This is a genomic window from Caulobacter vibrioides OR37, from assembly GCF_000372645.1.
In the GTDB taxonomy this organism is placed as follows: domain Bacteria; phylum Pseudomonadota; class Alphaproteobacteria; order Caulobacterales; family Caulobacteraceae; genus Caulobacter; species Caulobacter vibrioides_E.
In genome coordinates this window covers 1-17,637 of sequence record NZ_APMP01000025.1, presented here as the reverse complement: position 1 = coordinate 17,637, position 17,637 = coordinate 1, and the positions used below count along the sequence as shown (strand labels likewise).

The following is a 17,637-nucleotide window of genomic DNA, read 5'->3' as shown; positions in this document are numbered from 1 at the left end:
GACGTCTAACGGTCAAGGTCGCGATATTTGGTGAAACAACAGGGTTAGTGGGAGATGACCGCGACGGCCGCCTCCCACCCGACCTATTTCTTCGAGGTCTCGGCCTGCTTCTGGGCGGCGGCCGCCTTGTCGGCCTCGTCCTTGGCGGCCTTCCAGGCGTGGTACTGCTCCAGATACGGCGCGCGGCGCAGGATCTTGGAGGCCGGATCGACGATGACCGGGACCGTGTCGCCGACGTTCACGCGGCCGGTACCGTCGGTCATGGGCGCGGTGACGATCTTGTCGCCGACCTTGACCTCGACCGGCATGGGGAAGGGCTTGTCCTTCGGTGTCTTCCACTTCAGCACCAGATCGCCGCCCTCGCGGGTCTGGATCAGGTCGGGGAGCTGCGGCTCGTAGAAATAGACGTCGAAGAACCAGCCGTAGTCCTTGCCGGTCACGTCGTTGACGATCTTGATGTAGTCCTTGGTGCCCAGATAGCGGGTCGTGAAGTTGCCAGGCTTCGGATCGGGACGGCCATAGACGGCGATGCGGGTGATCTTGAAGAAGTCCTCGTCGCCGATCAGCGCTCGCAGCGTGTGCAGGACATTGGCGGCCTTGTAGTAGATGTCGTTCCCCGGCCCGTGGTCGCCGTTATAGACGTCGTCCTCGCGCAGTTGCTTTCCCGAGACGATCGGCGACTTGTTGCGGGTGTCGACCCGCATCTGGTTCAGGCGCGCCATGTACTCCATGTCGCCATGCAGCCACTGGGAATACAGTGGCTGCATATAGCTGCCGTAGCCCTCGTGAATCCACATGTCGTCGTTGTCGAGGTCGGTGACCTGATTGCCGAACCACTCGTGGGCGAACTCGTGCTGCAGCAGCCAGTCGAAGCCGTAGACGTCCTTGCGGTAGCCGTTGCCGTAGGCGTTGATCGTCTGGTGCTCCATGCCCAGGTGCGGAGTCTCGACCACGCCCATCTTCTCGTCGCGGAACGGGTAGGGGCCGATCATCTGCTCGTAGAAGTCCAGCATCGGCGTAAACTCGGCGAACAGCGCCTTGGCCTTCTCGCCGTCGCCCTTCAAGTGCCAGAACGACATCGGGAAGCTGTCGCCGAACCGGCTCTTGTAGGTGGCGGTCAGTTCCTCGAACGGGCCGACATCCAGGGCGATGGCGTAGGTGTTGGGGTTCTTGGTCTCCCAGTTGTAGGTCCGCCAGCCGTCCTTCTCGGTCATGCCCTTGAAGACGCCATTGGCGGGCGCGACCAGCGGAGCCGGGACGGTGATGTGCAGGTCGACCAGCTTGGGCTCGCCGGTCGGATAGTCGATGCAGGGCCAGAAGAGGTCGCAGCCCTCGCCCTGGACGGCGGTGGCGATCCAGGGCTGGCCGTCGGGCGTCTTGGCCCAGACGAAGCCGCCGTCCCAAGGCGCCTTCTTGGCCTCCAGCGGCACGCCGTCATAGGCGATCACCACCGTGACCTGGCGACCCTTGGCCACCTTGCGCGGCAGGGTGATGGTCATCCGCCCCTCGGGATTGGTCCAGGCCGAGGGCTTCAGCGTCTTGCCGTCGATCGTTAGCTTGCGGATCGTAAAGACGCGGTCGAAGTCCAGGACCAGCTTGTCCAGCGGGCTCTTGGCCGTGAAGGTCAGGGTCGCCTCGCCCTCGATGGCCTTCTTGTCGGGGAAGATCTTGAACTTCAGGTCGGCGCGCTCGAAGCCCAGGGCCTGCTGCTCGACGGGCATCGGGCCGCCGGTGTCGAGCGAGAGGGCGCTGGTCTTCAGCGGCTCTGCGGCCTGGGCCGTCGACAGGGCCAGGAACGAGGCCGCGCAGGCGGCCAGGACGCGGGTGCGAAACGACAAGTGGACGACTCCCCAACGCGAAAATCTTGCTGGGGCGTATCGGTAGGCCCGCGCACGCCGGGCGCCAAGGCCAAGCGTGACCGCGACGGGTCTAGATCTTCTCGCTGATCTTGATCGCGGCGCGGCAGCCCGCCTGGATGACGGCGGTCAGCAGGGGATAGGCCGTCGCCTCGTGGGCGCCTTCCTCGACGGCGAGGTCGCGGTGGGCAAGCTCGTCGTCGCGGAACTGGGAAAGCTCGGCGGCCAAGGCCGGGTCGCGGTCCTTCAGTTCCTCGATCTGTCCGGCATAGTGCTTCTCGATCACCGTCTCGACGGCCTCGGTGCAGGCGTGGGCGGCCTTGTCGCCCAGCAGGGCGGTGCCGGCGCCCAAGGCGAAGGCGGCGGCGCGCCAGACCGGCGACATCAGGGTCGGGCGAACCCCGCGCTCGCTCAGGAGATCGTTGAAACGGCTGAGGTGGACCTGTTCGTGGCCCTCCATTTCCTTCAACTGGCTGGCGATGCGCTCGCGACCGGGCGCTTGGCGCATGACGGCCGCCTGGCCGCGATAGATGTGGACCGCGGCCAGCTCGCCGGCCTGATCGACGCGGAGCATTTCGGCCAGGCGCGCGCGTTGGGCGCCTTGGCCTGGGCGGGGAGGGATGGGGCGGCTCATTCGACGACCTCCGGCTTGCGCAGACCGGCCATCACCGACCAGACCGCCAGCTTCAGCGAAATCAGCGCGTTCCAGCCCGCCATGGACAGGCCCAGGAACACCCAGGCGGCCTTGTCGCAGGCCGGAGCCTTGATCGTCGCCGTTCCCTTCAGCATCGCCTCGAGGTTCGACGCGGCCGCGGCGCTGCCGCCCGAGCAGGTCGCGGGGCCCGGCCACCACTTCCACTCGGCGCCGGCGTGATAGATCGCCAGGCCCATGCCGTAGAGGAAGATCGCGGCCAGAGCGAAGTCCGCGACGCGGCGCGCGCGCGGCCATAGCGGCGTGCGCTGCAGGATGACGGCGACCAGGCCGACGGTTCCGGCCACCCAATAGACCTCGCGCTGCTTCAGGCAGAGGTGGCAGGGCGCCAGGCCGCCGAAGCGCTCGAACGCATGGGCGATGGCCAGCATCAGCGCGCTGCTCAGCAAGGCCGTCAAAGGCCAGTGGCGGGTGAAGAAATCGATCAGCCGCGTGATGGGAGAGGGGGCGTCGCCGCTCGTGGTTTCGGAATCGGTGCTCGTCATCGTCATGCCCCGCAGGCGCCGCCGTGGCCGCCGCCTCCCAGGAAGTGGCTGGCGCCGAGGCCGATGACAAGGAGACCGATCAAAATCGCCGCGAACAGCGCTAGCCGGCGCTCGATCACCGGCATCATGGCCGGGCCGAACCGCTTGACGACGAAGGCCACCAAGAAGAAACGCGCGGCGCGCGTCACGGCCGACGCCGCGACGAAGATCGGGAAGCTGAAGGCGGCCAGGCCCGAGGCGATCGTCACCAGCTTGTAGGGGATGGGGGTTAGGCCCTTGGCCAGGATCACCCAGACGCCATACTTCCCGTACCAGCACTGGAATTGTTCCAGCCCGCCCGCGTGGCCGGTGATCGACATCATCCATAGGCCGAAGTCGCGCAGGAAATAGCCGATGGCCCAGCCCAACATGCCGCCCAGGACCGACGCGATCGTGCAGAGCAGGGCGTAGCGCCAGGCCTTTTCCGGCTTGGCCAGCACCATCGGAGCCAGCATCACGTCGGGGGGAATCGGAAAGAACGAGCTTTCGGCGAACGAGACGGCGAACAGGCTGAGCGGGGCGTGGCGCGAGGCGGCCAGGCCCATCACCCAGTCGTAGAGGCGACGCAGCATGCGGACTCCGATGACGTGACGCGTCTAGCTAGCAGGGCCAGCGGGGCTTGTCCGCAAGGATGTCGGCGCGCGCGGCTTCCCGGCCCGCGCGCGCCGCCTCCGGCCCGAGTCCGCGAACGGGTTCGGACAGGAATCCGCGTTCCTGGTCAGAACTTCAGCGCCAGCGAAACCCCGTAGTTGCGGCCGGGCTGGGTATAGGCGTCCTTGACGACCGAGCTGTCGGAGAGGCCGCGCGCGTCGCTCCACCACCAGTACTTCCGGTCGGTCAGGTTGAAGACGCCGCCGCGCAGCGTGACCGCGTCGGTCACCGCCCACCAGGCGGTCAGGTCGGCGACTGTGAAGGACGGGGGCATGAAGCAGCCGCCCGTACAGGCGACCCCGGCCCGGCTGGCCGATTTGCGTTCGGCGTGGATGACCGAGAGATCACCGCCGAAACGACCGCTCGAGTCGCGGTAGGCCAGGCCGCCGGTCAGTTTGACCGGATCGATCGTGGCCAGCGGCGCGCGCGCGCCTTTCGTCTTCGACGACCCCTTGGCGTATGAGACCGCCGCCCGCGCGGAGAACCCGCCGCCCAGGTCCACGGAGCCCTTGGCCTCGACGCCGCTGATCTTCACGCCCGACAGGTTGACGTATTGATAGACGGCCGGGTCGCTGGGCGAGAAGGTTCCGCCGACCTGAACCTGGTCGATGAAGTCGTGGTACTTGCCGGTGAAGCCGGTCACGGCGGCGCGCCAACGTCCCTGATGCAGGCGCGCGCCGCCTTCCAGGGTCTCGCTGGTTTCGGGCTTCAGGTCGGGGTTCGAGATCGACTTGTAGTTCGCGACCAGGTTGGCGAAACCCGTATTGACCTGGATCGGCGAGGGGGCCTTGAAGCCGGCCGCCACATTGGCGAACACGGTGACGACATCGTTGGCGTCCCAGACCACGCCCAGTTTCGGCGACACGTGCGACTTGCTTTGACCCGACGCGGCAGCCGGGAACAGCGGATCGGCCTTGGGGTCCAGCTTATAGTAGTCGAAGCGAACGGCCGGATAGATGGTCACCGCGCCGGACTTGATCTCGTCCTGCGCGTAGAGGCCCGCCAAGGTGAAGTCGGTGGTCGGGAAGGCCTTGGTCGGGAAGGTCTCGCCGACCGGCGGGACCGTGCCGTTCCGCGTCCCGTCCTGGCGGGTGATCGAGGCGTCGCCGCCCCAGACGACCTCGTGGGTCCACGCGCCGGTCCCGAAGCGGCTGTGCAGCTCGACGCCGGCCCCGAACACGCGGTTGTTGAAGGTGGCGTCGCGGGTGCGGTCGGCGGCGGTGTTGCGGTCCTCGGCCGAGAATTGACGGGTCGTGCTCTTTTGCCAGTAGAGCGTGGTGCGGGCGGCCTTGATCAGGCCGTCGCCGCCGTCGAAGCGGTGGTCCAGGCCGACCCGGTTACGCCTCAGGCGGTCGAAGGCGGTCAGGCCCAAGACGCTGGTCGCGGCCAGGGGCGGCTTGGCGATGGCCGACAGCACGGTCCAGTCGACGTCGCGGTCCAGGTGGTCGACGGTCAGGCGGAAGCGGTTCTGGTCATTGGGGCTGTAGATCAGCTTTCCCAGCACGGCGTTGGACGTGTCGTCCTCGGGATTGGCGGTGGTGCGGTCGGTGTTGGCCGAGTCGTTGGAGCCGGCGGTCTTCTGGCCGTGACCGTCGCGGCGGGTGTAGGCCAGCATGGCCTGCCATCGGTCGGACAGCGCACCGGCCAGAACAGCGCTTTCGGCCCAGCTCCGGTCGGCCGAGGCGTAGCCCACGCGGGCCCGGCCAGCGACCGTCTGCCCGGCCTTGAGGATTTCGGACGGATCCTTGGTGATGAAGCTGACCGAGCCGGCCAGGCCGTCGGCGCCGTAGAGGGCCGAGGCCGGGCCGCGCACGATCTCGACCGACTTCAGCACGTCCAGATCGACATAGTCGCCGCGCCCGGTCGCCTGGGCGCCGAACGCGAAGCCGTCGGGCACGCGGACGCCGTCGACGATGATCAGTACGCGGTTGCCTTCCAGGCCTCGGATGTTGAAGCCGGTGTCGCCGTCGCGACCCGTCGAGGCGCCGGCGGCGGTGAAGCGGGCGGGTGCGGCGCGCACCGAGACGCCGGGCTCGTCGCGCACCAGGTCCTTGATGTCCTTGACCAGGCCGTCCTCGATCTCGTCGGCGGAAAAGACCGTGACCGTCGCCGGAACCTGGGAGACCGGCTTCTCCGATCGCGTCGCCGTGACGGTTACCTTGTCGACCTCGGTCGCGTCGGCCGGGGCGGCGATGTCGGCGGCGTGGGCGTTGGCGGAGAGCAGGGCGGCGGTCGAGGCGGCCGCCAGGGCGGCCAGCTTCAGGCGAGACATCGATATCCCCTTCGATAGCGTCTAGATGCGAATTATTCGCAATTGATGGCGAGGGCCTAAGGCGACGCGATTCGCTGGTCAAGTTATTTGCAATTGATTCTCAGAACTAATCGCAATATCTCGAAGCCGCCGCGGTTTGGCGCGGCGCCCTGGGGTGTTCCCGATGATCCGTTCTCTTCGCGTCGGCCTGCTGGGCGGCGCGCTCCTGCTGGGCCTGGCCGCCGCCGCCGAGGCCCACTCGCCCTATCTGCTGCCCACCGTGTTCGACGCCTCGGACCGCAAGGTCGTGATGGTGCAGGGGTCCTTCACCGAGAGCTTCTTCACGCCCGAGGTGGCGATGAAATCGGACGCCTACGCCGTGATCGGCCCGGACGGCGCGCGCGTTCCGCTCAAGCCGATCTATCTGAACGAGGTCGCCCTGGTCGAAGCGCCGGTCGAAAGGCCTGGGACCTATCGGATCACCAGCGGACAGCGCGCCGGACGCGTCGCCAAGGCCGCCAAGGTCGCGGGCGAGTGGCGGTTCTTCGAGGACGGCAAGGCTCCGCCGGACGCGATCGACATGCAAAGCATGACCCTGGCCGAGGTCTATGTCTCGCGCGGCGCGCCGAACGACGCCGCCCTGGCGCCGATCGGCAAGGGGCTGGAATTTCATCCGATCACCCATCCCAGCAAGATCGCCACCGGCCAGGACGCGGTGTTCGAGGTGCTGTTCGACGGCCATCCGTTAGCCGGCCAGCCGATCACGCTGAGCGCCGCCGACGACCGCTACGCCGACGCCAAGGTCGCGCCGAGGACCGTGACCAGCGACGCCAAGGGCCGCTTCGCGGTCAAGGTCGGTCGGTCCGGGATCTACCAGATCCAAACCCGCTACCGCGTCGCGCCGGCCGGCCAGCCCGCCCAGAGCTTCACCTACGCCCTGACCTTCGAATCCCTCCGCTAGGACATAGCCCCATGACCAAGATTCTGGTCGCCGCCGCGCTGGCCGCATCGCTGTTCGCCGGCGTCGCCCACGCCGCCTCGCACGACCGCGACACCTTCATCAAGGAGCAGGACCAGAACGGCGACGGCGTCGTCACCAAGGACGAGTTCGCCGCCACCCGCGCCGCCGAGTTCGCCCGCATCGACGCCAACAAGGACGGGGTTCTGTCGCGCGAAGAATATATCGGCGAATTCAAGGGCCGGCTCGAAGCGCGCCTGGCCGCCTCCAAGGACTCGGCCGCCGACAAGGCCGAGGAGCGCGCGCGCCAGATGCGCCAGGCCGATGTCCGGTTCGGCGTGCTCGACAGCGACAAGAGCGGCGGGATCACCAAGGCCGAGTTCGACTATTCCGGCTGGCGCATGTTCATGCATCACGACACCAACAACGACGGCGTGGTGTCGAAAGCCGACCCGATCAAGGAAGACGACAAGGACTGAGACTCCTCGCGGCCGCCGGTCTTGTCCCTATAAGGGGCTTAAAGACCGGCTTTCGTCGCGGGATTTGGATTTTCGGCGTTTCGTGGCTATCACCGCCGGCCAGGACATCAGGGCCGACGCGCCCAGACGAAAGCCGAAAGACCATGAGCGACACGCCGCCCGACCGCCTCTCCGTCAATCCCGACAGCCCGTACTACGACGCCGCCCTGCTGGAGCGCGGCATCGGCATCCGCTTCAAGGGCGTCGAGAAGACCAATGTCGAGGAATATTGCGTCAGCGAGAAATGGGTGCGGGTCGCGGCCGGCAAGACCCTGGACCGCAAGGGCAATCCGATGACCATCAAGCTGCAGGGCGAGGTCGAGCCCTATTTCCGCGACGACGCGGAAGCCTGAAATCCGCGCGGTGAGCGGCTCGACCAGCGATCCCGATCTCGAAGCGATGGCGCGCGACGAACTGGCGCGCGCCATGACCTTGAGCTGGCGGGACCTGAAAGGGATCGTGCCGTGGGGCGATACCTTCGAGGGGGTCTCGCCCGCCGGTCGCTATGTCGAGGTCGAGCGCAGCTACATCTGGGCCTCCGAGCCGGGCGGCGACATCCTCTGCGAGGTGACCGTCTATGGCGGGCCGTCGCGCTACGACCACGGCGCCCGCGTTTCGAAGGTCATTTCTCGCCACGCCTGAGCACCTTGGCCGTGCATCCGTAACGCTGTTGCGTTAACCATGTTCGCGTCGTGACGCCGAGCGTGGAGGGTTCCGGTGTACCAGTCTGAATTTCCGGTGGATCAGCCGGTGCCGGTCTTCGACCCGACCCTGCTGTTCCTGTTGATTCTGGCTGGCCTGGCCATCGCGGGCCTGGCCTTCTTCGCCGGCCGCCTGACCGGGCGGGGCGACAAGGGCGAGAAGCGGGGCGATGTTCCCAGGATCATCCACGAGGCCGTGAAGGCCAAATGCGTCGCCGCCAGCAGCGCCCATTCCGGCGAACTGGTGGTCAAGACCCAGGAACTGATCGACGAGGTGAACCTTCGCGTCGGTCCGCTGCTGGCCTTTGGCGGCCCCTGCGCCAAGGCTTTCAAGTTGCTGGGCGACGCCCTCAAGGGCGATCCGCCCGAGGCGAAGAAGACGGACGACAGCAAGTCCGGCCATGGCGCCGACCATGGCAAGGGCCAAGACAGGGACCATGGCGCGCCGGCGGGAGGTGGCCACGATTCGCATGAGGCCGAGGAAGCCAAGAAGGATGGCGCGGCGAACATCGGCCTCTTGACGCGCAAGGTGACCATCCTGGCGCCCCAGACCGTGGTGATCGCCAACGCGCCGTCGCCCGAAAAGCCGCGCGTGGAGCATCCCAAGCGCGGCGAGGAGGCGCCCAAGGGACTTGAGCACAAGGAATACATGCAGCTGCTGCGCCTGGCCGTGGCCGAGTTCTCGGATTTCTGGAACCGCCCCAACTGCTTGGCCGAGCTGGAGGCCTGCCAGAAGGTCCTGACCGAGACCAAGCCCGCGTCGAAGCCCAAGCCGGGCGGCTCCGAAGACCATCACTGAGGTCCCGAGGCACAGGAACGCCGTTCACGTGGGCGAGACGGCTATTCTCTGCCCAAGCGGCGTGCGAAACTGTGACTTCGTTCGAGAGGGTTCGCCGCGACGTTGAGGCGTCGCGGGTCCGGGCTCAGATCAGGTTGTGCGTCGGTTCCGGCTGGATTCGACGCGAATGGATTGGCGAAGGCCGCTCCTCCGAAGGCGGCCGCGCCGCCGGAGGAACGAAAGGAAGGGACATGACCGCTACGGTCTCTCCGATCACGTCTGGCGCGCTGGAAGCGCCCGAGGCCAATGTCAGCCTGTCGAACTATGTTCCCTATCGCCTGGCCACGGCCTCGGCGGCGGTCAGCCGCCTGATCGCCCGCGCCTACGAGGACCGCTTTGGCCTGACGATCCCCCAGTGGCGGCTGATGTCGGTGTTGGCCGAGGGAGGGCTGACCCAGCACACGGCCGTCACGCGCACGGCCATGGACAAGGTCCGGGTCAGCCGCGCGGCGCAGGAACTGGTCGTTCGTCGGCTGGTGGCTCGCACCACGGTCCGGTCCGATCGCCGCTCTCACATCCTGGAACTGACCGCCGCGGGCCGGCGTCTGTTCGCCGAGATCGCGCCGCTGGCCTTGGCCTACGAGGCGACCCTGCTGGCGGGCCTGGCGCCCAGCGAGGTCGCGATGTTCAAGCGCCTGCTGGACCACCTGGAAACCGCGGCGATCCAACTGACCGGCGGCGAGACGATCAGCCCGCCGTAAGCCTTCAGCCACCGCCTTGGCGCTGTCAGCGGGCCGCTTCGAAGACCGCTCGGGCGATCGCCCGCGCCAGGCAGTCGGCGGCCGCCGAGCCGATCTTGGCCAGCAGCAGGCGGCGCATGGGATCGGCGCCCAGCGCGACCGCGCCCGAGGCCAGGGCGAAGACCACGTCGCCGTCGAACGGCGTGTGGGCGGGGCGCACCGCGCGGGCCATGCCGTCGTGGGCCATCATCGCCACGCGCTGGGCTTCGGCGGTGCTGAGATCGGCGTTGGTCGCCACCAGGGCCAGGGTGGTGTTTGCGCCGGCCTTCAGGCGCGCGGCCAGCTTCGAATCGTCGGGAATGGGCTCGATCGCCGCCGCCAGGTCGCCCGGCCGCTGGCCGCCGAACTCGCCGTCGATCTCGAACGGCCAGGCCCAGAAGGTCTCGCCGTCGGCCATGTAGGGCGAGCCGATCGGATTGGCCGCCACCAGCGCGCCGACGATCAGGCCATCGCCCAGGTCGATCGACGCCGAGCCCAGCCCGCCCTTGCGCGTCCCCGCCATCGCGCCGCGCCCGGCCCCGACCGAGCCCAGCGGAAAGTCCGCCGAGGCCGCCGCCACGGCCTTCATGCCCAGCTCGCGATAGGGCGGGGTTAGGCCCCAGGCCTTGTCGCCGCCATTGGCCAGGTCGTGCAGACAGGCGGACGGCACGATCGGGATGGCTGGGGTTCCGGGCGACAGTCTCAGCCCATGCCCTCGCGCCGACAGCGCCGCCGTCGCGCCATCGGCCGCGCCTAGCCCGAACACCGAACCGCCGGACAGGCAGATGGCGTGGGCCTTGGAGAAGCTGTTCTCGGGCCGCAGCGTATCGGTCTCGCGCACCGCCGGCCCGCCGCCGCGCACATCCACCGCCGCCGTCCAGGCTTCGGGACAGAGAACGATCGTCGTCCCCGTGCGCGCGGCCTCGTCCTCGACGCATCCGACCAGAAGGCCAGGCACGTCGGTGATCAGGTTGCGGGGGCCGGGTTTAAGCATGGGGAATCTCCGATCGCGGCAAATGGTAGACCGCGCATCGCGACACTGGAAATCGCCGTCGACGCCTGCTAGGAAGGCCACCCTTCGCCGATGCGAAGCCTGCGGGCGTGGTGAAACTGGTAGACGCGCCGGACTCAAAATCCGGTTCCGAAAGGAGTGTCGGTTCGACCCCGACCGCCCGCACCAACTGTCTTTCGATATCTGGCCGGCCGCGCCCTCAGGGGCGCCTTGGCGCGCGCGTTTCGCTTTCCTGGACGGCGACCTTGCGGATCAGGCCGTTCAGAAGGCTCCGCCCGCGCGACCAGGCGCCGTGGCCCGACTCGACATTGATGTGCCCCGCGCGGCCCAGATCGACGAACTCCGAGCCCCAGCCGCGCGCGAAGGCCTCGGCGCGTTCGATCTCGACATAGGGGTCGTTGCGGCTGGCCACGACCAGGCTGGGGAAGGGCAGGCGCTGGCGGGGGATCGGCGAGAAGCCGACCAAGAGGCGGCCGGCCGGGCCCTCGCGATTGACGTCGGCCGGCGCGACCAGCATGGCCCCGCCGACGCCACGTCCGCCGGTCACCTGGGCGAAGTGGGCGACCAGGGCGCAGCCCAGGCTGTGCGCCACCAGGATCGCGCCGGGCCGCCGACGCACGGCCTCGGCCAGGCTGATCGTCCAGTCGCCCAGCAGCGGGCGCTCCCAGTGCTGCTGCTCGACGCGCTCGGCGTTCGGCAGCGTCCGTTCCCAATGGCTCTGCCAGTGGTCCGGACCGGAGTTGTAAAGCCCCGGCACGATCAGGATCGGCGGATCCTCGCGATAGCCGCGAAAGGCCTCGGCGGGCTCGAAGGTTGAGGGCGGAGGCATCATCATGCGCAACTCGATAGGCTTGGGCCGTCGAAACGCTGATGCCCGCTCCCGCCGTTCGTCTCAATTCATATCAATTCGATGGGGATTGAGAAAAGCTGGGGCGGGGCGCGCCCGCCTCAGCCGATCTTGTCGCCCCGATGCAGCGGATCGGGCAGGGGATCGCCGGCCTTCACGAATTGCAGCGACACCGAGTTGATGCAGTAGCGCAGCCGCGTCGGGGCCGGGCCGTCCGGGAAGACGTGGCCCTGGTGGCTGTCGCAGCGGGCGCAGCGGGTCTCGATGCGGACCATGCCGTAGGACGTGTCGCGCACGCCGACCACGTGGTCCTCGGCGAACGGCGCGTAGAAGCTGGGCCAGCCCGTGCCGCTCTCGAACTTGGTCTCGTGCTTGAACAGCGGCAAGCCGCAGAGGCGGCAGGCGTAGACGCCGGGGTTCTTCTCGCCCAGCAGGCCGCCGCAAAACGGGGCCTCGGTGCCGTGGTGCAGGAGAACGCGAGCCTCCTCGGCGGTCAGGTCGGCCTCCAGGCGTTCGCGTTCGGGTTCCGTCGGCGGCGTCAAGTCGAAACCGGCGGTTGAAAGGATGGCTGCATCTGTCATGACAGCCAATGTAAGCGTTCAAGCGCTCGTCCGGTAGAGAGCCTAGAGCCTTTAGCCTGAAATCGGAATCGATTTCAGGCGTCAAAAAGGCTCTAAATCAAATGTTTAGAGCGTGAGATAAGCTGAAACCGGTTCCCACTTTCAGCCTCACGCTCTAGGAGATCCCATGACCGTCGCCGTCGCACTTTTGCAACCGGGCTGGGCCGATTGGGAGGCCGGGCCGGTGCTGGCCCTGCTGCGCCGCGAACTGAAGGTCCAGATCGAGATCGCCACGCCGGACGGTGAGCCCGAGACCTCGATCGGCGGGATCCTGGCCGCGTCCGACTACCGCTTTGACGATCCGGTGCTGAGCGACGCCGACCTCTTCATCGCGATCGGCAGCGACGCCTGGACCGAGGGCGAGAACAAGGCCGTGACCGCGCTGCTGCGCCAAGCCTTCGCGGACGGCAAGCCGGTGGCGGGCATCTGCGCCGGCACGACCGCCCTGGCCCACGCCGGCCTGTTCGACGGGCGAAAGCACACCTCGAACGGCCAGGAGTGGCTGGCCAAGGCCGTGGCCGACTATCCCGGCGCGGAGCACTATGTGGACACGCCGCGCGCGGTGACCGACGGCAAGGTGGTCAGCGCCTCGGGCCTGGCGCCGGTGAGCTTCGCCGCCGCCGTGGCGCGGCTGGTCGCGCCGGAGGCTGAAGAGATGCTCGCGGGCTTCGAGGCGATGTTCGCCCGGGAGTTCTCGAGTCGGTGATCCCGACTTCCGTGTGAAGCCGGGATCCTGTCCTCACGGCAGCACGACCTCGTCGTTCAGGCGGGTGTTCTGGGGTTGGCTGGTGACGATCCGCACCCGCAGGCCCTGGGCCTTTACGCCGGCCGGGATCTTCAGCTTCACCGAGGCGGTCTTGGGCAGCAGGTCCTTGGGGGCTTTGAGGGCCGGGGTCGGGGCGGAGTCCAGCACCTTGCCCGAGGCGTCGACCAGCTCCAGCCGGGCCGCCGTCGCGTCCTGGGCCCCCAGGCTGTGGACCGTGGCGGTGACGGTGGCGCCGTTCACCGCGATGTCGCCCCGTCCGACGCCGAGATCGGCGCGCTGGGCGGGATCGTCGCCGGCTGTCACCTGCTTCATGTCGATGATCGTCGTCTGGCGAGGGGGCAGCACCACCTGCGTTCCGAGGCTGCGCTCGAAGGGCAGGGCGCGAGTCTGACCGGCGCCGTCGATCGCGTCGTCGCCGTTGGCGTCGATCCCTTGCGTCAGGCTCCACTGGCCGGGCGCGACGTTCCAGCCGGTCATGGTCGCCGTCACCGGCTTGTCGGCCGAGTTGTAGGCGATGACCTTGAAGCCGGTCTTCGTGGCGTCCTTGATCAGCACCGCCACGTCCGTCCCGTCGGCGCCGTCGAACCGCCAGGAGACGGTGTGGCCCGGCGTCATCTGGCCGCGCTTGTTGGCGATGCCGCCCAGGCGCGAGCGTTGCAGGATGTCAGAGGGCAGCTCCACGCGGTCCGACCACCAGTGGCCTTCGGTGTGCATGTAGAGATGCTGGCTGTTCCACTGGATCTCGTCGGCATACAGCGCCTCGAGATAGGTCTTGTCGCCGGTCAGGTTCCAGGCCGCGTAGCGCTCCGCGCCGGCGCCCTTGCCCGAGGCCTTGAGGATCGCGTCCTTGTTGGCCTCGCCGAGACCCAGCTCCATCAGAGCGTTCTCGTTGATGCTCTGCAGCGATTTGACGCCTGCCTTGCCGATCCGCCAACGGATCGGGGCCAGGTACTTTTGGTCGCCGGTCAGGCGCCAGGCCTGCCAGAACAGCTGGAACGGACCGTCGGCCCCCGAGCCTTGCAGCACCGTGCCGCCGCGCTCGGCGTCGCTGCGCCAGTTGATCTCGTTGGGGATCGCGCCGTCCTTCTTGGCGTGGGCCAGATAGCCATCGGCCAGGCCCAGGACCAGAGCGCGGGAGGTCGGGTCGTTGTTGAAGTCGCTGATCAGGATCGGCGGATGGGTGACGCCGAACGAATAGGGCTTCTGCCACTCCCACGGACCTTCCCGGTACGACATCGCGCCATTGTACCAGTTGGTGTTGAAGTGGATGTGGCCGGCCGGGTTCTTGTCGATGATCCGAGGCAGGGCCTTGACGGTCGTGAACAGCCGCTCGACGGCCTTGGGCTCGCCGTAGTGAATGTACATCGCCTCCGAGTTCGAATTGATGCCGTCCTCGTAAGCGTGCAGTTCGTCGGTCACGATGGTCGACAGGCCGTTCGTGAACATGCCGTTCTTGTAGGCGGCGTCGGCCAGCCGATCGTGCGAGGCCGTCAGCTTGTCGGGCTGGACGCCCATCAGGATCAGGCCGGGCCATTGCTGCAGGAGGTCGGTGTCGTCCGAGATGCCGCCGCCGAAGTCGCCGAAGTCGGACTGGCGCTCGTCGACCCACCAGTTGACGAACTTGCTGACCAGCTTCAGGTCCTCGAGCTGCCGGAAGGCCCACAGGGGCTCGCCCGCCGGGGGCTTCGGCTGCTCGAACGCCGGCCAGCCCTGGCTGCCATAGGTGATGTCGCCCCAGTACTCGCGGCCGATCTTGTTGTCGGGATCGACGCGCAGCAGGTCGGTGATGTCGGCGTAGAGGCGGCGATAGAGGCCCTGGCGCTTGGAGGTCGTGTGCTCCTCGACCAGGAAGCCCCAGTTGTCCTTCACCTGGTTCAGGCGATCCTGGATATGCTCGACCTTGGCCTGGTCGCGGTCCTTCAAGACGAGGCGGATCTTTGCGCCGTCCAGGGCCTTGGGACCGAACTCGGCGCTGTCGGCGGCCAGGGTCAGGTACAGGCTGTCGGGCGTCAGGATGCGGTCGCGCAGGTCGAGCCAGACGGTGCGCGGCTCGCCGGCCTTCACCGAGACGCTGACGTCGATCATGTTCCGCCCGGGCCAGATCGGATCCTTCACCTGGATGTTCAGCGGGATCAGCGTCCCCGCCGCGCCGGGCAGGGCGGGGATGTCGATGGCGACGCCGTCCAGGCCGTCGCGGGCGTTCTCCCAGCCATAGGCCCAGTTGCGGGCCAGGGCCTGAGCCGGAGGCGCGTCGCCGAAGCCCGACGGGATCAGCACGTGGACGATCGGCAGGCCCCGAACGGCTGGCGAGCCGGAGAGATCGCTGTCGCGCCGTTTGCGGCTGGGCGCGCCCTCGGGCAGGGCCACGACCGTGGCGCGCTCGCCCGCCGGGTGGCGGCCGGCGATATAGGCGTTGAGCGCGGCCAGGTTCAGATAGTCCGGCGCCACGTCGGCGCGGACCGTGTAGCTCATCTTGAACGCGTCCTTCGGCTCGGCGCCGGCGAAGACGTCATAGGCCCAGATCTCCTGGATCGGGGTCTCCTGAGCCACGTTGGTGAAGGTCAGCACGCCGCCGGTCAGCGGCTTGGCCAGGGTATTGACCGTGCGCTCCTGGTCCTTGGCGCGGGTCCCCACCGAGGCGCCTTTCTCACCCGCCTTGGCCGCCCAGGAGAGGTCGCCATAGGCGGTTCCCTGGATTTCCAGTCGGTTGATCGGCTCGTCGGGCAGCTTGAGCGTCAGGGCCTTGCCGCCGTCGACATAGACGTTCCAGTCGGGCAACTGGAAATAGTCGTTACGACCGGGCAGGCGCGAGCGGTTGTAGACGCCGGGCCAGGTGGTCTCGGAAATGCCGTCGGTGGCCTTCCACATCCATTCCTTGATGTCCTTGGCGTCGGCGAACTCGACCTTGCGGATGGTGGTCTTCTCGTCGGCCAGGTAGGGCGGCGGGCTCTTGTTCCAGCCGTAGCGCTGACGCCAGGCGGCGTGGATGGCCGGATCGGCCAGGGTCGGGACCTCGGCCGAGGCGGTCGGGGCCTCGCCGTGGGACAGGGCGGCGATGGCGGCTGCCTCCAGCGGGCGGTCGTAGACCCGGATCTCGTCCAGGTCGCCGCCTCGGGTGAAGTTGTAGCGGCTCTGCACCTGGTGCGGGGCGATCACGCGGCCGGCGACGCCGAACTGGTCCAGGCCCGCGTCATAGACCGCCTGGGCTTGCTTTTTGGCGGCCAGCTTGCCGTCGACGAACAGCTGAACGCCGGTCGTCTCGTCCCAGGTGAAGGCCAGGTGCGTCCAGGCGTCGGGGGCGGGGGCCTTGTCCAGCTTGAACGAGACGCGGGTGCGCGCCAGGCCGTTGTCGGTGACGAAGGCGTCGAAGCCGTGGCCGTTCCAGTCGATGCGCAGGAACGCCATGTCCCAACTGGTGTGATCGGCGTAGCCGACGCGGAAGATCACGAACGGAGCGACGCCGACCGGGTAGCCCGAGCGCCAGAAGAAGGCCAGGGTCCCGCGCTGGGCCTGGATATTGCCCGGCGCGTTCCAGGCGACGATCCCCTCGTCCTCGGCGTGGAAGCCCTTGCCGATCTTGCCGTTCGGGATGGACGTGACCTTGTCGGCGAAGTTGGGAACCGGGTCGCCGCCAGCCACGTCCGCGACGAGGCCCTTGTCGCCCGAGGCCTTGAACAGCAGCGCCGGCTCGTCGGTCGTCCGCGCCGCGTTGGCCGCTTGGGCCAGGATCAGCGCGCAAGCCGAGCCCAGGAAAATCGCCTTCATCGGAACCGTCTCCTCCCGTGGGCGGACATCGCGGAACCCTACTCTCGGTAACCGGTGTCATGCCTCGAGGAGAGGTGTAGCGCTCCGGGGGCGAGGTTGCAAACCCGTCCGGGCCTGATAACCGGTGTCCAACAAGACGATAACCCTGCGGGAAACACCGGATGTTCAGCAAGATCCTGATCGCGAACCGAGGGGAGATCGCGGTGCGCGTGATCAAGACGTGCCGCCGGCTGGGGATCGCGACGGTGGTGGTCTATTCGGACGCGGACGCGGGGTCGCTGGCGGTGGAGATGGCCGACGAGGCGGTGCATATCGGCGCCTCGCCGGCCAATCAGAGCTATCTGGTGGCCGACAAGATCATCGCCGCGTGCAAGGCGACGGGGGCGCAAGCCGTGCATCCGGGCTTTGGCTTCCTGTCGGAGAACGCCGGCTTCGCCCAGCGCTGCGCCGACGAGGGCGTCGTGTTCATCGGTCCCAACCCCGGCGCCATCCAGGCCATGGGCGACAAGATCGAGAGCAAGAAGTTCGCCCAGAAGGCGGGCGTGTCCTGCGTGCCCGGCCACATCGGCGAGATCGCCGACACCGCCGAGGCGGTGAAGATCGCCGAGGAGATCGGCTATCCGGTGATGATCAAGGCCTCGGCCGGTGGCGGCGGCAAGGGCATCCGCGTGGCCTGGACCCGCCAGGACGTCGAGGAAGGCTTCCCGGCCGTGCGGGCCGAGGCCAAGGCGAGCTTCGGCGACGACCGGATCTTCATCGAGAAGTTCATCCAAAGCCCGCGCCACATCGAGATCCAGGTGCTGGGCGACAAGCATGGCAACGTCGTCCACCTGTTCGAGCGCGAATGCTCGATCCAGCGCCGCAACCAGAAGGTCATCGAGGAGGCCCCGTCGCCGCTG

At 67.9% G+C, this 17,637-nt stretch carries 16 protein-coding genes, 1 tRNA gene and 1 pseudogene; 9 read left to right on the top strand and 9 right to left on the bottom strand.

Annotation, left to right across the window (positions count from 1 at the left end; genetic code table 11):
* Positions 1-83: 83 nt before the first annotated feature.
* From OR37_RS16065 to OR37_RS16045, 5 genes are all read right to left on the bottom strand, one after another.
* Positions 84-1,838, bottom strand: coding sequence for a M1 family metallopeptidase (locus OR37_RS16065; RefSeq protein ID WP_004622145.1), 1,755 nt, complete (start codon positions 1,836-1,838; stop codon positions 84-86).
* Between the two features lie 91 nt (positions 1,839-1,929).
* Positions 1,930-2,490 (bottom strand): demethoxyubiquinone hydroxylase family protein, encoded by a 561-nt coding sequence (locus OR37_RS16060; RefSeq protein ID WP_004622143.1) that lies wholly within the window; start codon positions 2,488-2,490, stop codon positions 1,930-1,932.
* Entirely contained in the window at positions 2,487-3,059 is a 573-nt protein-coding gene (locus OR37_RS16055) for a disulfide bond formation protein B (protein WP_004622141.1), read from the bottom strand. The genes OR37_RS16060 and OR37_RS16055 overlap by 4 nt, the downstream gene beginning before the upstream one ends.
* The gene (locus tag OR37_RS16050; protein ID WP_004622139.1) at positions 3,056-3,664 is read right to left on the bottom strand and encodes a YqaA family protein; all 609 of its coding nucleotides are present in this window, start codon (positions 3,662-3,664) and stop codon (positions 3,056-3,058) included. The genes OR37_RS16055 and OR37_RS16050 overlap by 4 nt, the downstream gene beginning before the upstream one ends.
* Positions 3,665-3,810: 146 nt before the next feature.
* Complete coding sequence (locus tag OR37_RS16045) at positions 3,811-6,015, bottom strand: TonB-dependent hemoglobin/transferrin/lactoferrin family receptor (protein WP_004622137.1); 2,205 nt, start codon at positions 6,013-6,015, stop codon at positions 3,811-3,813.
* A 163-nt stretch (positions 6,016-6,178) separates the two neighbouring features.
* Here OR37_RS16045 and OR37_RS16040 point away from each other — a divergent pair, with 163 nt between their 5' ends.
* The 6 genes from OR37_RS16040 to OR37_RS16015 all read left to right on the top strand — a co-directional run bounded on the left by OR37_RS16040 (position 6,179) and on the right by OR37_RS16015 (position 9,710).
* Positions 6,179-6,955 carry a DUF4198 domain-containing protein gene (locus OR37_RS16040; protein WP_004622135.1) on the top strand — a complete coding sequence of 259 codons (777 nt, stop codon included), beginning with the start codon at positions 6,179-6,181 and terminating at the stop codon, positions 6,953-6,955.
* Positions 6,956-6,966: 11 nt separating this feature from the next.
* Positions 6,967-7,431 carry an EF-hand domain-containing protein gene (locus OR37_RS16035; protein WP_004622134.1) on the top strand — a complete coding sequence of 155 codons (465 nt, stop codon included), beginning with the start codon at positions 6,967-6,969 and terminating at the stop codon, positions 7,429-7,431.
* Positions 7,432-7,574: 143 nt separating this feature from the next.
* The gene (locus OR37_RS16030; RefSeq protein ID WP_004622132.1) at positions 7,575-7,823 is read left to right on the top strand and encodes a DUF3297 family protein; all 249 of its coding nucleotides are present in this window, start codon (positions 7,575-7,577) and stop codon (positions 7,821-7,823) included.
* A 46-nt stretch (positions 7,824-7,869) separates the two neighbouring features.
* Positions 7,870-8,112 (top strand): hypothetical protein, encoded by a 243-nt coding sequence (locus OR37_RS16025; RefSeq protein WP_035017568.1) that lies wholly within the window; start codon positions 7,870-7,872, stop codon positions 8,110-8,112.
* Positions 8,113-8,187: 75 nt separating this feature from the next.
* Positions 8,188-8,970: a hypothetical protein gene (locus OR37_RS16020; protein ID WP_004622128.1), complete on the top strand. Its 783-nt coding sequence runs from the start codon at positions 8,188-8,190 to the stop codon at positions 8,968-8,970.
* Between the two features lie 230 nt (positions 8,971-9,200).
* Positions 9,201-9,710 (top strand): MarR family winged helix-turn-helix transcriptional regulator, encoded by a 510-nt coding sequence (locus OR37_RS16015; RefSeq protein ID WP_004622127.1) that lies wholly within the window; start codon positions 9,201-9,203, stop codon positions 9,708-9,710.
* Positions 9,711-9,735: 25 nt separating this feature from the next.
* On the opposite strand, the gene OR37_RS16010 is transcribed toward OR37_RS16015, so the two are convergent.
* Entirely contained in the window at positions 9,736-10,722 is a 987-nt protein-coding gene (locus tag OR37_RS16010) for a P1 family peptidase (RefSeq protein ID WP_004622126.1), read from the bottom strand.
* A 101-nt stretch (positions 10,723-10,823) separates the two neighbouring features.
* Between OR37_RS16010 and OR37_RS16005 the strand changes: the two genes are divergently transcribed.
* Positions 10,824-10,908, top strand: a tRNA-Leu gene (locus tag OR37_RS16005).
* A gap of 31 nt (positions 10,909-10,939) precedes the next feature.
* Here the strand turns inward: OR37_RS16005 and OR37_RS16000 are convergent.
* Positions 10,940-11,569 (bottom strand): alpha/beta hydrolase, encoded by a 630-nt coding sequence (locus tag OR37_RS16000; protein WP_081612974.1) that lies wholly within the window; start codon positions 11,567-11,569, stop codon positions 10,940-10,942.
* A 119-nt stretch (positions 11,570-11,688) separates the two neighbouring features.
* Positions 11,689-12,168: a peptide-methionine (R)-S-oxide reductase MsrB gene (msrB, locus tag OR37_RS15995; protein ID WP_004622124.1), complete on the bottom strand. Its 480-nt coding sequence runs from the start codon at positions 12,166-12,168 to the stop codon at positions 11,689-11,691.
* Positions 12,169-12,334: 166 nt separating this feature from the next.
* Between msrB and OR37_RS15990 the strand changes: the two genes are divergently transcribed.
* Positions 12,335-12,913, top strand: a complete 579-nt coding sequence (locus OR37_RS15990; RefSeq protein WP_004622123.1) for a type 1 glutamine amidotransferase family protein — start codon at positions 12,335-12,337, stop codon at positions 12,911-12,913.
* A 33-nt stretch (positions 12,914-12,946) separates the two neighbouring features.
* On the opposite strand, the pseudogene OR37_RS15985 reads toward OR37_RS15990, so the two are convergent.
* Positions 12,947-16,857, bottom strand: a pseudogene (locus OR37_RS15985) (LamG-like jellyroll fold domain-containing protein).
* Positions 16,858-16,899: 42 nt separating this feature from the next.
* On the opposite strand from OR37_RS15985, the gene OR37_RS15980 reads away from it, so the two are divergent.
* Positions 16,900-17,637, top strand: a 738-nt coding sequence (locus OR37_RS15980; protein ID WP_004622121.1) for an ATP-binding protein, incomplete at its 3' end; no start/stop codon positions are given.

Excerpts from the sequence above, each read along its gene's own strand:
- OR37_RS16060 (WP_004622143.1), bottom strand. The coding sequence starts at position 2,490 with ATGAGCCGCCCCATCCCTCCCCGCCCAGGCCAAGGCGCCCAACGCGCG.
- OR37_RS16055 (WP_004622141.1), bottom strand. The coding sequence starts at position 3,059 with ATGACGATGACGAGCACCGATTCCGAAACCACGAGCGGCGACGCCCCC.
- OR37_RS16050 (WP_004622139.1), bottom strand. The coding sequence starts at position 3,664 with ATGCTGCGTCGCCTCTACGACTGGGTGATGGGCCTGGCCGCCTCGCGC.
- OR37_RS16045 (WP_004622137.1), bottom strand. The coding sequence starts at position 6,015 with ATGTCTCGCCTGAAGCTGGCCGCCCTGGCGGCCGCCTCGACCGCCGCC.
- OR37_RS16040 (WP_004622135.1), top strand. The coding sequence starts at position 6,179 with ATGATCCGTTCTCTTCGCGTCGGCCTGCTGGGCGGCGCGCTCCTGCTG.
- OR37_RS16035 (WP_004622134.1), top strand. The coding sequence starts at position 6,967 with ATGACCAAGATTCTGGTCGCCGCCGCGCTGGCCGCATCGCTGTTCGCC.
- OR37_RS16030 (WP_004622132.1), top strand. The coding sequence starts at position 7,575 with ATGAGCGACACGCCGCCCGACCGCCTCTCCGTCAATCCCGACAGCCCG.
- OR37_RS16025 (WP_035017568.1), top strand. The coding sequence starts at position 7,870 with ATGGCGCGCGACGAACTGGCGCGCGCCATGACCTTGAGCTGGCGGGAC.
- OR37_RS16015 (WP_004622127.1), top strand. The coding sequence starts at position 9,201 with ATGACCGCTACGGTCTCTCCGATCACGTCTGGCGCGCTGGAAGCGCCC.
- OR37_RS16010 (WP_004622126.1), bottom strand. The coding sequence starts at position 10,722 with ATGCTTAAACCCGGCCCCCGCAACCTGATCACCGACGTGCCTGGCCTT.
- OR37_RS16000 (WP_081612974.1), bottom strand. The coding sequence starts at position 11,569 with ATGCCTCCGCCCTCAACCTTCGAGCCCGCCGAGGCCTTTCGCGGCTAT.
- msrB (WP_004622124.1), bottom strand. The coding sequence starts at position 12,168 with ATGACAGATGCAGCCATCCTTTCAACCGCCGGTTTCGACTTGACGCCG.
- OR37_RS15990 (WP_004622123.1), top strand. The coding sequence starts at position 12,335 with ATGACCGTCGCCGTCGCACTTTTGCAACCGGGCTGGGCCGATTGGGAG.